Genomic DNA, 14,579 nt, shown 5'->3' with positions numbered 1-14,579 from the left:
TCGCCCATAGGTTGAGCCCAGGACGAATCGGTCTCCTCTCTCCCGGCAGTCTAAGCCCATCCCATCAGGGCGCTCCACGAGTCGTCCGAACTTGCTACAATGTCTGCGGCGCGGAACCAGCCTCCCGCGCCGCTTTTCTTTTTTGGCCACATGCCACCAAGGAGAACCTCCCCATGCACAACAAGCGCGTGCTCGTCGCCATGAGTGGCGGCGTCGATTCCAGCGTGACTGCCTACCTGCTCAAGCGCCAGGGCTACGAATGCGTCGGTGCCACCATGCGCCTCACCTGTCCCGCGCCCGATCCCGTCACGGGCATGAGCAAAGTCGACCGCGACATCGCCGATGCAAAGGCCGTCGCCGAGCGCCTGGGGATACCCCACCACGTGCTCGACCTGCAGCAGACCTTCGACCGCAACGTTATCGAGCGCTTCGTGACTGCCTATCAGGAGGGACTGACGCCCAACCCGTGCATCATCTGCAACCGCCATATTAAGTTTGGCGCGCTGCTCGATGCGGCACTCGATATGGGCTGCGACTACATCGCCACGGGTCATTACGCCAAAACGAGCCAGGCGTCCGACGGAACCTGGCAGCTGCACCGCGGCGAAGATCCCAAAAAGGACCAAAGCTACTTTTTGTATTCGCTCACACAAGAGCGCCTGGCACGCACGATCTTTCCGCTGGCCGGACTGGACAAAGAGCGCGACGTGCGCCGCATAGCCGCCGAGCAGGGCTTTACCAACGCCCAGAAGGCCGAAAGCGAGGACATCTGCTTTATTCCAGACGGTGACTACGCGGGCTATATCGAGCGCCGCTGCGGACATCCCACTGCACCGGGCGACATTGTGTGGCGCGACGGCAGCGTGGTCGGGCGCCACAACGGCGCGCTGCGCTACACCATCGGCCAGCGCAAGGGCCTGGGCGTCGCGATGGCGCATCCCGTGTACGTAACGGGCGTCGATGCCGCCAACAACATTGTGCATCTGGGCGAGGCCGAGGACCTGACGGCCACAGCGCTCACGGCCAATGACTGGATCTGGAGTGCCCCTGCCGACCACATGGAGGCAGAGCTCACGTCCGGCGGCATTCGCGTGGGCGCCAAGTACCGCTACCGTCAAAAGGACCAGGCAGCAACCCTTACGCGTGACGCCAACGGACAAATGCTGCTGACCTTTGACGAGCCACAACGAGCCATCGCCCCCGGCCAAGCCGTTGTAATCTACCGCGGCGACATCGTCCTCGGCGGCGGTACCGTGACCGGCGCACTTAAGTAGCCACGGGTTTATCGCCGCACGTGTCGAAGTACCTCAACAGCGGCACTAACCTCGATTACGCGACGCTCGAGGCCGCGGCGAATGGACTCGAGCCGACCCTCCGCCGTCGCCCATTCGCTCTGCGAAAGAATCTCGATCGCCTCATCAACAAATCCGTTGAGCCGAGATGAATCGAACCAATCGAGCGAGTCCGCAAGCGCCAGCTGAGCGGAAGGGTCGGGCCCAAACGGCTTAGCGGAAAACCCAAACTCCCCAGCCGCGAGCAAGACGGTTGGCACGTTATACCACAGACAGTTGCCGCTATCGAACAGCGGTGCGGGTTTTATCTCCAGGGTGTCGACATTACGGATGATGCCGAAGTTTCGCCAATGGCGGTCGCTGTTGGCCAAAAGGGCATCGCAGACAATCATCTGCGACATGGACCTTCTCACAGCGGCCTCATCGGCACCATGCTTGCCAAGGTAGCGACAGTATCGATCGTATGTCGAGTCTCCCCGCTGGCTACCAAGTGCGCCCTTAACGTAAACAGCCGGAACGTATTCCTCGCGGCCGTCAAGAAAGTCGTCGCACAGACACACAGGGCCATCGAACATCCGCTCAACCGTATAAGGAACAAACTCGCCCTCCGACAGCAAGCGACGATGCAGAGCCGTTGCAACCGCCTCGTTAAAGGGACGCTGATCGTCCACGCCGCATCCTTTAGCCAAAACGCGAATGCCGTTTCGGATCATCCACGATTTAGGGAGCTCGCCCTCGGACGTGTTATCCGGATTTTTAAGACCGATGCCTTCCAGCCAACCCGAACGCCCCTCGGGCGCCGATCGCTCAAATTCGTTCTCAAAGTAATTGAGGTTTCGCCATTCGAACCCGTCGCATTCTGCCGGCCGCAGCCAATAGCAATCCGAAAGCGAGAGACCCAGGCACTGAACCGGCACCTCAATGCCACTGGCAATTCCCAGCTCGCGGTAGCGCGAGATAAGCCCAGGACGAACATCGGGCACCGACCGATGCCCCCACCACGCGTTGAGCTCCCGCTTATTCACCGTTGGAGAAGAGCTCGAGCATGTGCCAAACGGCATTCGTTGCGCATCGAGGACCTCGGCGATTTCGAAGGGAAACTCACGCGTCGGATCAAATGAGACATGCGCGACCTCATGGTCGGCCGACATCAGCGTAAACTTGCGTCCCACATCGGCCGCAGGACGGCGTCCCCGCTTGCGGACCTTTTGATAGGCGAGCGCAGAATTGTACTCGACCAACTTCCGGCCGCCCACAATATCGCACACAAGCGTTCCCGATGCGGCAAGTTGAGATATGCGGGCTTTCGTAACGCCCAACAGGCGGGCAGCATCACCCATAGACAAGTACTCAGACGTGTCCATACACCGCATCACCTCGTTAAGTAATTTACACGTTTAGTTAATAGATTACAGACATCATAATACTAAACAACCAAAAGTGAAAAAAGGCCCGAGAAATCGGGCCTTAGCGATTGGTCAGCCGAGTCGCAAGCTGCTCCCCTAGCGCTGAACGTAGGCGCGAACCAGCTCGTAGGTATTGCGCACGCCGTCGATGTGGCTGCGCTCGTAGTTGTGGCTCGCGTACACGCCGGGGCCGATCAGACCATGGCGAATGTCGTAGCCGGCCGAGAGCGTGGCCTCGACGTCGGAACCGTAATGCGGGTACACATCGATGGCGTAATCGAGCTCCAGCTCGCGCGCGATGTTGGATAGTGTGGTTACCAGGTCGTAGTTGTACGGACCGCCCGAATCCTTAGCGCAAATCGAAACCATGCGCTCGGTGCAGCCCAGGTCGTCGCCCACGCAGCCCATGTCCACGCTGATCATCTCGCGCGTGTCGACCGGCACAAAGGCGCCGCCGTGACCGACCTCCTCGTACACGGTAAAGAGCAGCGACACCTTGCGCGAGAGCGTCACCTCGCCAGCGGCGACGGCACGCGCCAAGCCCAGCAGAATCGACGCCGACAGTTTGTCGTCAAGGAAGCGACTCTTAATGTAGCCGCTCTCCGTCACCGTGGTGCGCGGATCCATGGCGATGATGTCGCCAGTCTGAATACCCAGCTCGAGCACATCGTCCTTGCTGTCAACGTTCTCGTCGAGCAGGATCTCCATGTTCTTCTCGATGGCCTTGACCGGCTCATCGGCCACATGCGCCGAAGGCTCGGTATTGAGGACCACGCCCGTATAGACATTGCCATCGCGCGTGTAAACGGTGCAGTTCTCGCCATCGGCCGTAGACCACTGATGCCCGCCAAGCGTCGTGGGACGCAGGCGACCATTGTCCTTAATGGAGCGCACCATGGCGCCCAGGGTGTCGACATGGCTCGCCAACACGAGCGGCTCGCCCTCGCCGCCAAGCTCAACCAACACGTTGCCCTTATTGGAGCGCTCGGGCCCAAAGCCCATATCGCGCAACGTTTCCATTAGATAGTCAGTAGCCGCACGGGTATAGCTCGTAGGCGAAGCAATAGAAGTCAGAGCCTTAAGCTGCTCAGTGATATAGGAGAGCGTCTCCTCCAACGAAGCATCATTATTAGAAGCCATATGTATCCTTCCATATAAAACTAAGACCGAGCCCCGATTTTAACCGTTCTGCACGTGCAATGCCCCAGGAGCCGAACCGCCTCCAGACGTCCCCGCACCGGTTTTCTGCACGCGCACGGTTTATAATCCCAATCTTGCATAAATCCTATCGGTATCTGCATAGAAATGAGGCATCTTTTTGCTTCGTCTCAGGGTACCCCACCTTAGACCGTGCAAAAAACGGAGTATTCAGCACCGTGGGCCCCAACGGCCCCATCACAAACAACATAACGACGCGGTTACAGCAGTGTTGCAGGTCGTCGCAACCCAAAAACGCGGCGACAGCCCCCTCCGCTCATCGATAGCCCACCCACAAGGGCTGTCGATGAGCGTCTGCGGGCCACTGCGGCCCATTCACAACGTTATGCATTTTTCAGAGCTTGCTGAATACTCCCAAAAATGCACGCTGGGAAGTGCACCACCTATCCGCAGCGGGCAGCATGCCTTAGTTTTGCTCGCCTCAGGGCATCGACGCAGCACAAAAAGCCCCGCCGTGCGTAGCACGGCGGGGCCAGCAGCAAGTCAAAAGACCATACGCCTACGGGCGAAGGACCACCAAACTGGGCTAGGCAGCCGGGCAGATCTTCTTGAAGAGCTCGATGACGTCGTCGAGCGTCGCCTCGCGCGGGTTGCCCGGGAAGCAGGCGTCGGCCATGGCGTCCTTGGCCAAGACCTCGATCTCGTCGGCCTTCATGGCCTCGCAGACGTGCGGGATGTTCACGTCGGCAGAGAGCTGCTTGACGGCGGCGATGGCGGCGTCGGCGGCCTCATCGGTGCTCATGCCCGTGGTGTCAACACCCATGGCAACGGCAACCTTGGCCAGGCGCTCGGCGCAAACCGGCTTGTTGAACTCCATGGCGATCGGCAGCAGCATGGCGCAAGCGACGCCGTGCGGGGTGTCGTAGTGAGCGGACAGGGTGTGAGCCATGGCGTGGTCGATGCCCAGGCCAACGTTGGAGAAGCCCATGCCGGCGACATACTGGCCAAGCGCCATGCCCTCGCGGCCGGAGCCGGGCTGGCCGGACTTGGCCTCGGCGACGGAGTCGCGCAGGTTCTCGCTGATCAGCTTAATGGCCTCAAAGTGGAACATGTCGGAAAGCTCCCAAGCGCCCTTGGTGGTGTAGCCCTCGATGGCGTGGGTCAGAGCGTCCATACCAGTGGAAGCGGTCAGGCCGGCGGGCATGGAAGCCATCATGTCGGGGTCGACGACGGCAACCTCGGGGGCGTCGTTGGTGTCGACGCACACGAACTTGCGGACCTTCTCGGGGTCGGTGATGACGTAGTTGATGGTCACCTCAGCAGCGGTACCGGCGGTCGTCGGCACGGCGATGGTGAACACGGCGTGGTTCTTGGTGGGAGCAACGCCCTCGAGGCTGCGGACGTCGGCGAACTCGGGGTTGTTGATGATGATGCCGATGGCCTTGGCGGTGTCCATGGAGGAGCCACCACCGATGGTCACGATAGCGTCAGCCTCGGCGGCCTTGAAGGCCTCGACGCCGTCCTTGACGTTCTGGATAGTGGGGTTGGGCTTGATCTCGGAGTAGAGGCTCCAAGCGATGCCGGCGGCGTCGAGCTCGTCGGTCACCTTAGCGGTAACGCCAAACTTAACCAGATCGGGGTCGGAGCAGACGAAGATCTTCTTGTAGCCGCGACGCTGGAGCTCACCGGGGATCTCCTTGATGGCGCCGGAACCATGATAAGAAATGGTGTTGAGAACGAAACGATTAGCCATTGATAGCCTCCCATCGTGTGCGGGGCACCCATTACGCCCCGCGCTATAAGTCCCATCCTAACGCTTTTGAAACAAAAAACGCGTGAGAACATCAAAGGTGTTAAAGCGTTTCAACATAATAATAGAGCCCTAGTCCTTTCCTCCCGACAGCAGCGTAGGCTAGATTATAGGAGCACTCGCCCAAAGAATACGGCCCGCTCAGTCTATAAATTGTTTCTGTTTTAGCAATATATGTTTGACAATACGTTTATAAAAGGATACTTTATAGTAAATAATATGCATGCAGCAAATAGCATCATTCATTTTGTTAGAAATTGCCCATGCTGTTATTGCAGCTGCATGTACTACAACGTACAGCGTAATTCTCCGCACGAAGCAGAAGACGGCTCCAATTCGATCGAGGCGATGACGCGTGATAGCTACTGGTCCTAAATCGAGCAAGACGGCTACAAACGAATATCGAATCTCAATTGAAGGTAACCCTTATCCGCATGCTCTAGCTCTCATCAACCCAGCGGGAGACAACCTCAACATCAAAAGACATGGGTTCACGGGTCCACTAGGACAGCTATTGAGTCTTAAATATACCGTTTATGACGATGCAAATGAAAAACTCTTTACTGTCGTCGACGGTGGTTTTAGTAACATGCCCAGGGTTGCGCTCATCATCGAACACAAGGAAGTTGCGGTGTTCGATTATGGCCTAAACAGACTTGAGATGAAGTGCGTAACGAACATACCGAATTACACAATAAAAGGTAACTTCCTATTTGGAGATTACGATATATTCAGTCAACGGGAAGTAAAGCTATCTTCAGTTAACGTCCTTCAATGTGATAAACAATCGTGCTTTAGCATACAGGTTTTGGATAAAGCCGAATTAGCCGTCGCAATTGGAATACCCACAGCCATTGCCCTTCTGAGGGCTCGGATTGAAGAGCATCTCGAATAAATCGCAAAAAGCAGTTCGTTGCAACGTTCAGGAGCTAGATATTTTTTCTGGCTCCTGCAACTGTATTACATAGAGAGGAAAAATATTGCGGCAAAGGGACAACCCCTCTGCCGCATTCGGTTACTTTCGACAGCCCTCTTTCCAAGCCTCGGCCGCAACCTTCCAGCGAAAACGCAAGTCGCGCTCGCGGTCGATGAACATGATGGCAAACGCGACAAACAGCAGCACGCTCGCCACGACGATGGCGTGCAGGCCTATGCGCTCAATACACCAGTTGCCCAACACAGCGCCAAACACAAAGGTAAAGATCACGCCAAAGTACAGCAGGCCGTTTTCCAAAAAGCCGCGCTTGTGGGTGATGATGTAATCGTCCACGTTTTGCAGGGCGTTACGGAGGTTGCCGATGCACATGGTCGTGGCGATGCCGTGACCGTGGATCTTGCGGAAGCTCTCGACCTGCATACCGCAGGCAAACGAAGTGAGGCAGTTGGCGAGCAGGTTGAAATCGCCACCGGGAATAAAGCTCACGCCCAGCAAGATAACGGCTTCAAAGAACACCGTCACCTGGCGCCAGTGAATCACACTGCCAAACCGCTCGTGAACCAGGTCGGCAAGCATAATACCCACGGCAAACGACACCACGGGAAAGAAATAGCGCCCCGCCAGCGCCCAATTGCCCTCTGAGATGCTCACGCCCACCAGCAAGATATTGCCCGTCTGCGCGTTGGCGAAAACATGATCGCGCCCAATGTACGAATACACATCCATAAAGCCACCGGCGAGCGCCAAGATGATGCCCAGCTCAATAGACTCCGATATCTGTTTGGCACGCTGCATCGTCGTGCATCCTCCTTGTTGACGACTCTCTCGTGCGTTGGCGGACATATAACCGCCGTTCATACTGTAACCCATTGACAACATGGCGTGCGCGCGAGACGGGTTCTCCAACGCGCAGATACACAGTCTGGAAACAAACGGCGGGCGAGGCGCCGACACCCGCATCGACGCGCCGATCCGCCAGCTCATGTACTCCACCAGTCTTTTTAGCCCCGTCCCAAAAAGACTGGTTACAATTACGTGCAGCATACAAACACCGGGAGGGATCGTGGCAAAAAAGCCTCAGCACGCTCAGAACAACCAGCGCAGTCAGCAGGGCAAACAGGGCCAGCAGCAAAAGCGCGGCGGCAAGGCGCAGGGTGGGCACACCACTCATGCTCCAGCAGCGCCCTCACGCCCCTGGCGACCGGGCCGCGACAAGTTCCTCCCCGTCAGCCGCGCCGACATGGATGCGCGTGGCTGGGACCAGTGCGACTTCGTCTATATCTGCGGCGACGCCTACGTGGACCACCCCAGCTTTGGTATGGCCATCATCAGCCGCGTACTCGACGCGCATGGCTACAAAGTGGGCATTATCTGTCAGCCCGACTGGACCGATCCCGCCAGCATCAGCGTGCTCGGCGAGCCGCGCTTGGGCTTTCTCGTCAGCGCCGGCAACATGGACTCCATGGTCAACCACTATTCGGTGACCAAGCACCGCCGCCACACCGACGCCTATACCCCCGGTGGCGAGGAGGGGCGCCGTCCCAACCGAGCCGTCACGGTCTACGGCAACCTCATCCGCCAGACGTTTAAGGATGCCCCCATCATTATCGGCGGCATCGAGGCGAGCCTGCGCCGTCTGGCCCACTACGACTACTGGCAGGACAAGCTCAAGCGTTCGGTACTGCTCGACTCGGGCGCCGACATCCTCATCTACGGCATGGGCGAGCACGCGATTGTCGAGATCGCCGATGCGCTCGACGCGGGACTGCCCGTCGACCAGATCACCTATATCAACGGTACCGTCTACCGCACGGGTTCGCTCGACGAGGTCTACGACTACGACCTGCTGCCCAGCTGGGACGACCTTACCGCCGACAAGCTCAACTACGCGCGCAGCTTTAACGTGCAGCAGCAGAATATGGACCCCATCACCGGTCATCGCCTGGTAGAGCCCTACCCCAACAGCGTCTATGTGGTACAGAACCCGCCATCGGCGACGCTCACCACCGACGAGATGGACGAGGTCGCCGAGCTCCCCTACGCACGTGACTGGCATCCCGACTACGACGCGGCGGGCGGCGTGCCGGCCTTTGCCGAGATCAAATTTTCCATCAGCTCCAACCGCGGCTGCTTTGGCGAGTGCTCGTTTTGTGCCCTCACCTTCCACCAGGGTCGCGTGCTGCAGATGCGCAGCCACGACTCGATCATGCGCGAGGCCGAGCTGCTCACGCGCGATCCCGAGTTTAAGGGCTATATCAACGACGTGGGCGGACCGACGGCAAACTTTAGCCGTCCTGCCTGCGACAAGCAGCTCAAGCACGGCGTGTGCAAGAACAAGCGCTGCCTGTGGCCGAGCGTGTGCAAGAACATGGTGGTCGACGAGAGCGGCTACACGCAGTTGTTGCGCGACCTGCGCCAGCTGCCGGGCGTCAAAAAGGTCTTCGTGCGCAGCGGCATCCGCTTTGACTACACCATGGCCGATGCCTCGGACGAGTTTTTGCGCGAGCTGCTGGAGCATCATGTCTCGGGCCAGCTGCGCGTAGCGCCCGAGCACGTGAGCGACGCGGTGCTCTCCGTGATGGGCAAGCCGAGCCGCGCCGTCTACGACGCGTTCTGCCGTAAATTTGAACGCCTGAACCGCGAATACGGACTTAAACAGTATGTGGTGCCGTACCTGATCTCGAGCCATCCCGGCTCAACGATGAAGGAAGCTGTGGACCTTGCCGAGGCCGTGCGCGACATGGGCTACATGCCCGAGCAGGTGCAGGACTTCTACCCCACCCCGTCCACTATGTCGACCTGCATGTACTACACCGGCGTGGACCCACGCACCATGCAGCCGATCTACGTGGCCCGCGACCCGCACGAAAAGGCCATGCAGCGTGCGCTCATCCAGTATCGCAAGCCCGAGAACTACAAGCTCGTGCGTGAGGCGCTGGAAAAAGCCGGCCGCCGCGATCTGATTGGCTACACCAAGCATTGCCTGATTCGCCCCGTGCCGCCGCGCCCGGGCGAGACATCTGCTGGCGGTGGGCATGGCACCGGCAAGAAAGGCGGCAAACCGCATGGCGGCGGCGCCGGCAAGGGACCCAAAGGCAGCAAGGGGCACGGCGGCATGTCGCGCGCACAGAACACTGCCGGTCGCAATCGCGCAGCCCAAGGGCGTCAGGGCGCCAACGGAGGCGGGCGTCGCAACTAGCGTGGCGAGGGCCGGCCGGTGTCTCTTGGCCAGTCGGCGTCTCCTCATCGGCCAAGCGTGTTTTCCCTAGGGGAAACACGCTTGGGCTGTCTCCAGTCGTGATTTCCCTAGGGGTAACACGCTCAGACACGCCTAGCCGTGTTTTCCTTAGGGGAATCACGCTTGCTGGTAGGGACGATCCGTCTGGCACGTCAGTTTGAGCGACCGCATCGCCTCTACCAGCACAAAGCCGGCGATGGCAACCGTGATCACTACGTCGAGCGGCGTGTTCACAAACCACAGCAGGCCCATGAGGTACGACCCGGCATTAAAGGCAAAGTGCAGCAGAATCGTGTAGCGGAGCTTTCCGGTCGTCACGAGCACCCAGCCAAAGATGAGGCCGGCGGCACCCGCGTAGCAACCCTGCACCCAATTCATGTGCATAAAACCGAAGATTGCCGCCTGCAGCACAATCGCCGCGGCGATACCCCACGTACTTGGGGCCGCCCAGGGCACCATGGCGCCGTTCTGCGCGCTCGCACGACGCGGGCGCTTCCAAAGTGGGCGGCACTGCGGATTAAACGCTCGGAGCGAAAACTCAAAAAAATGCCGCGCACCAGCAGCTCTTCACAAAATGGGGCGCCGAGCACCGTAGTCAGGACGGCGAGATAGCTGGTGTCGCCCATACCTGTTTCCTCGACAAGCTCGCTGTAGTCGGCCGCGGCGTCGGGCAACAGCGACAGCACGGCGTCGGTCACGTAGCCAACGACCACCTGCAGGGCAAGGCCAATCACGACAACGCAAGCGATGCGCTTCCATGCAGCACTTGCTCCCCCGCCGAGCGGACGTTCACCTTGCCGGCGCGCCATGAAGGAGCGGGGCCACAGATAACGCCACCACAGCAGCGCCATCAAAAACGACGCCGTCTGAGCGGCAGCCTGGAACCATTGGATATCGAGATTGTCGATCGGATAGCCCGTCAGCACCGATACGGCATCGAGAACCGAAAACAGAACCACGCTCAGGGCTATATCGGCAGCGACAACGCCAAAACATGCAAGCGCCCACGCCATCGCATTGAGCATGCCAACCTCCTCAAAACCGTTCCCTAGTTCTACCACAACTCGGCAGAGAGCTGATCCCATGGGGACGGAGGAAAACGGATCACTTATTGATGAGAATCGGGTGCAGTGCCAAAGGCCCCGCTGGGCGAAATGTCGAACGGAAAGGTGCCGCAGCGATTGAACGCAGCGATAAACATGCGGATGGCGTTGGACGGCGTGGTGCCCACGAGCTGAGTTGCCGCCGCGAAGGCTGCCTTTTCCTCGGGCAAGACCTTCGCGACTACGGGGGTCATGTGTTCTGCCATGGCGCTTCCTTTTTGAAACGACGGTGGTGCGGATAGATGCGGGCCACGCGGCTGGGCGACGGGCTGTGAAGGCAACCCGATTGGCCCGCATCTGGAGTTTGTTTCTACGGCGTTGGTATTACTTGGTATTCCTAAGTATTACCCCGCAGATAGAATAGCACATCTGATCCCTTGGGGACGGAGGAAAACGGATCATTTTGTTGCTGAATAAGTATTTAGAGTGTGATGATGTCCGAGATATCGAGGGCCTGAGCATCGGCGACATCGTGCGTGGCAAGCAGGAGCATGCAGCCGTCGAGCGCCGGCGCCCAGGGCGCGCGATCGACCACGGCAAGCGCAAGCTCCGCCGCAGCCCCGCCATCAGCAGGGCCGCCCGCACGCCCATAACTGCCCTCGCCTTTTGATTCGCGCACGGCGCGGAAGGGACGCGGCGAACGTCGGCGTATGGCGCGCCCAATCTGGGCATCCGGCGCATGGCGCCCTATTGTCTTGCATATTTTCGCTTGTGCCATGCATAAATAGACGGGGGCGCCCCTTCCCGTCCCAACGTACCCCCGCTTGGACCGTGCAAAAACCGGAGTTTTCAGCATCGCGGCCCCCGCCGGCGGCGCCTCGAACCGGGAACGCCGCGCGATCGGCATCGTTTTGGGGGCACGGCACGGCGCGAAACGCGCGTTATCGCCGCGCCGGGCCCCGTCTGCCAACCCAAATCGCCCGTCGAGGGATCTCGCGAGATCAAATAGACGCTTCCGACGCGTATGCAGCCACCCCGGCTTGCTGAAAACTCCCGAAAATGCACGGCGCGCCCCGGGGGACCCGTGCGTGCCGTGAAAAAACACGCCCGCATCCAGAACAATGCGAGCGTGAAAGTCAGATGGCAGCAAGGGCGCCAGGCAGCGAGCGGAATCCCGAGTGTGTCTGCCCGAGCACTGAGGCCACCGTGCGTCAGTAGGGAGCTTCACGTTCTCCGTCTATGCCAGAACCCCGCATACGCGAATCTCCAACTAAGCCGATAACCCACATCTCTTGCCGCGACCGTCTCCGTGCTTTTTCGTGAGGGGGCCGGCCCACCTCAAACTGCGCCCACAAAAAGGGCCCCGGGCATAATCTGCTCGGGGCCCAAACTCGTCTCGCCTTACCGCGCGACGCGTGTGTTACTTGCGCTTGCCGCCACCGTCACCGGGGCGACGGGAGCTGCCGCCGCGCTTGCCACCACGGCTGTTGCCATAGCTGCCACGGTTATCGCGACCGCCGGCGCGGCCGCCACGGGAGCCGGCCTGGTTACCGCCGCGACCACCACGATAGCCGCCGCGACGCTCCTCGCGGGTATCGTCGTAGTTGCGCCAGTCATCGCGACGATCGCGGCTGGCACGAGGATCTCGACGATCGCGCGACTCACCAGAACGGCCGGCGCCGCTGCGCCCGCCATTGCCGCGAGCACCCTCGCGACGCTCGCCACCGCGGCCGCTACGCTCTTCAAAGCGCTTGCCGCCACGGGACTCACCGCTGCGGGTGCCACGCTCACCGCGGCCCTCGCCGCCACGACGCTCGTCACGGCCACCGCGCTCGTCATTGCGACCGGAACGACGACGATCGCCCGAGCCACGCTTGCCGCCACGCGAACCACGGCCCTCGTCTTCGCGCTCAACACGACGACGACCGCCACGGTCCTCGTCCTCGCGGCGACGGCGATGTGCCTCGCCCTGGAACTGCTTGGCACGGCGCTCGGCGCGGTTGCCGCGCGGGACCTGCTCAATGGCACCAGCACCACCGCGCTCCTCGGCAGCCACCTCGCGGGCTACGCTCTCCACAGCCTCGTCCACGCGAGCCTGAACGCCCTCGCGCACGCGGGTCTTGCCGCCGCGCTTGGGACGGCTCGGACGCTCGCCGTCGCCGCGACGCTCGTCGCGACCGCGGTTGGAACGACCGGCCACATCACCGTAGTCATCGCCGTTGCGCTTGCCGTCGCGACGTGCCTGCTCGAGCTTCTTCTTGCTCTTGGACTTGCCGCGCTTGGTCTTCTTCTTCACCTTAAAGGCCGAAGGGTCGCGCTCGGGATCAACCGCAGGCGGGTTGGGACCCACATGCAGGTCGCCGGCCTCGTAGATGTCGGCGGTCTTGTCCATGAGCTTCTCAATCTCGTAGAACTCGTCCACGTCCTGCTCGGTCACAAACGTAATGGCCCAGCCCAGCTCGCCGGCGCGGCCCGTACGGCCAATACGGTGGATGTAGTCGGTCGGCTCGGCTGGCACGTCAAAGTTCACGACGTAGCGCACGTCGCTGATGTCGATGCCGCGGGCAAGCACGTCGGTTGCCACCAGCACGTCGACGGTACCGTCGCGGAAGGCCGAAAGGGCACGCTCGCGCTGGGCCTGGCTGCGGTTGCCGTGAATCGCGGCGGCCTTGATACCCTTGCGCTCCAGGCGACGGCAGCAGCTGTCGGCGCGGTGCTTGGTGCGCATAAAGACGATCGTGCGCTCCGGGCCTTCCTTTTTGAGGAACTCGGGCAGCAGGTTGTTCTTGGCCTCGATGGACACCGGGAACACAAACTGGTCGACGGTGTCGGCGGTCGACGTGGCCGGTGCGATCTCCACGCGAGCCGGGTCGCTCACCAGGTCGGTGATCTCGCCCACGGCTTCCTCGTCGAGGGTCGCCGAGAACAGCAGCGTCTGACGCTCGGCCGGCGTCTCGCGCACAATGCGGCGGACGGCGGGCAAAAAGCCCATGTCGAGCATGCGGTCGGCCTCGTCGAGCACCAGGACCTTAACCTCGTCCAGGTGGCAGGCACCCTGCTCGATCAGATCGACCAGACGGCCCGGCGTGGCGACCAGGATGTCGCAGCCGTACTTGAGGGCAGCGGTCTGCGGCTTGTAGCTCACGCCGCCCACGACGGTCACGGCAACATGGCCGGTGACGTCGGCGATCTTGCTCGCGACTTCGTCGATTTGCTGGGCAAGCTCGCGCGTAGGGGTGATGACGAGCATCACGGGGCCACGGCCGTTGCCCTCGGGCCTCTTGGCACCGCGCCGGCGGTTGCGGCCGCCGCGCTCGCGCACGGGTTTGGGAGGAGCGATGTGCTCCAGATTGTTCATGGTCGGCAGCAAAAAGGCGGCCGTCTTGCCGGTGCCGGTCTGAGCGGCGGCAAGCAAGTCGCGGCCCTCGAGCACCACGGGGATCGAACCGGCCTGCACGGGCGTCGGCGCCGTGTAGCCCAGGTTCTCGATAGCACGGAGCATTTCGTCGGAAAGGCCCAGTTCGTCAAAGGCGGGCAGGCTCTCGGTAGCGGACTCGACGGCCTGGGCGGCACTGGCCTCATCGGCGGCATCGAAGGCAGCCTGGGTCATGGCCTCGCGGGTCTCGTCCAGAATCTCGGCGTCCGTGACGTCGGATACAGAATTACGCATATGTTGTTGTTCCTTATCTGCACGC

12 protein-coding genes are annotated in these 14,579 nt (G+C 60.7%); 3 read left to right on the top strand and 9 right to left on the bottom strand.

The genetic code is table 11. The features are described from left to right. The first annotated feature begins 11 nt into the window (after nucleotides 1-11). Entirely contained in the window at nucleotides 12-1,274 is a 1,263-nt protein-coding gene (gene mnmA / locus DW823_RS00800; protein WP_255415128.1) for a tRNA 2-thiouridine(34) synthase MnmA, read from the top strand. 8 nt (nucleotides 1,275-1,282) lie between these two features. Here the strand turns inward: mnmA and DW823_RS00795 are convergent, their stop codons facing one another. The 3 genes from DW823_RS00795 to fucO all read right to left on the bottom strand — a co-directional run bounded on the left by DW823_RS00795 (nucleotide 1,283) and on the right by fucO (nucleotide 5,609). Then, nucleotides 1,283-2,656, bottom strand: a complete 1,374-nt coding sequence (locus DW823_RS00795) for a DNA-binding protein (protein ID WP_118079513.1) — start codon at nucleotides 2,654-2,656, stop codon at nucleotides 1,283-1,285. Between the two features lie 138 nt (nucleotides 2,657-2,794). Next, nucleotides 2,795-3,838 carry a M42 family metallopeptidase gene (locus DW823_RS00790; RefSeq protein ID WP_118079511.1) on the bottom strand — a complete coding sequence of 348 codons (1,044 nt, stop codon included), beginning with the start codon at nucleotides 3,836-3,838 and terminating at the stop codon, nucleotides 2,795-2,797. A gap of 604 nt (nucleotides 3,839-4,442) precedes the next feature. Next, nucleotides 4,443-5,609 (bottom strand): lactaldehyde reductase, encoded by a 1,167-nt coding sequence (gene fucO, locus DW823_RS00785; protein WP_022094861.1) that lies wholly within the window; start codon nucleotides 5,607-5,609, stop codon nucleotides 4,443-4,445. Between the two features lie 412 nt (nucleotides 5,610-6,021). On the opposite strand from fucO, the gene DW823_RS00780 reads away from it, so the two are divergent. Continuing rightward, nucleotides 6,022-6,561, top strand: a complete 540-nt coding sequence (locus DW823_RS00780) for a hypothetical protein (protein ID WP_147350636.1) — start codon at nucleotides 6,022-6,024, stop codon at nucleotides 6,559-6,561. A gap of 120 nt (nucleotides 6,562-6,681) precedes the next feature. On the opposite strand, the gene DW823_RS00775 is transcribed toward DW823_RS00780, so the two are convergent. Then, complete coding sequence (locus DW823_RS00775) at nucleotides 6,682-7,398, bottom strand: YoaK family protein (RefSeq protein WP_117862013.1); 717 nt, start codon at nucleotides 7,396-7,398, stop codon at nucleotides 6,682-6,684. A gap of 268 nt (nucleotides 7,399-7,666) precedes the next feature. On the opposite strand from DW823_RS00775, the gene DW823_RS00770 reads away from it, so the two are divergent. Next, nucleotides 7,667-9,802, top strand: a complete 2,136-nt coding sequence (locus tag DW823_RS00770) for a YgiQ family radical SAM protein (protein ID WP_233542943.1) — start codon at nucleotides 7,667-7,669, stop codon at nucleotides 9,800-9,802. Nucleotides 9,803-9,958: 156 nt separating this feature from the next. Here the strand turns inward: DW823_RS00770 and DW823_RS00765 are convergent, their stop codons facing one another. The 5 genes from DW823_RS00765 to DW823_RS00750 form a co-directional block, all read right to left on the bottom strand. Continuing rightward, nucleotides 9,959-10,300 (bottom strand): CPBP family intramembrane glutamic endopeptidase, encoded by a 342-nt coding sequence (locus DW823_RS00765; RefSeq protein WP_118079505.1) that lies wholly within the window; start codon nucleotides 10,298-10,300, stop codon nucleotides 9,959-9,961. Beyond that, nucleotides 10,216-10,866, bottom strand: coding sequence for a hypothetical protein (locus DW823_RS09645; RefSeq protein ID WP_147350635.1), 651 nt, complete (start codon nucleotides 10,864-10,866; stop codon nucleotides 10,216-10,218). The genes DW823_RS00765 and DW823_RS09645 overlap by 85 nt, the downstream gene beginning before the upstream one ends. Nucleotides 10,867-10,949: 83 nt before the next feature. Then, nucleotides 10,950-11,150, bottom strand: coding sequence for a hypothetical protein (locus tag DW823_RS00760; RefSeq protein ID WP_035137368.1), 201 nt, complete (start codon nucleotides 11,148-11,150; stop codon nucleotides 10,950-10,952). A 215-nt stretch (nucleotides 11,151-11,365) separates the two neighbouring features. Next, nucleotides 11,366-11,662 (bottom strand): hypothetical protein, encoded by a 297-nt coding sequence (locus DW823_RS00755; RefSeq protein WP_118079503.1) that lies wholly within the window; start codon nucleotides 11,660-11,662, stop codon nucleotides 11,366-11,368. Between the two features lie 642 nt (nucleotides 11,663-12,304). After that, nucleotides 12,305-14,554 carry a DEAD/DEAH box helicase gene (locus DW823_RS00750; RefSeq protein ID WP_199574271.1) on the bottom strand — a complete coding sequence of 750 codons (2,250 nt, stop codon included), beginning with the start codon at nucleotides 14,552-14,554 and terminating at the stop codon, nucleotides 12,305-12,307. Between the last annotated feature and the right edge of the window lie 25 nt (nucleotides 14,555-14,579).

It is taken from the genome of Collinsella sp. AM34-10, from assembly GCF_003469185.1.
GTDB lineage: Bacteria > Actinomycetota > Coriobacteriia > Coriobacteriales > Coriobacteriaceae > Collinsella.
This window is presented reverse-complemented; position numbering and strand designations above follow the sequence as displayed.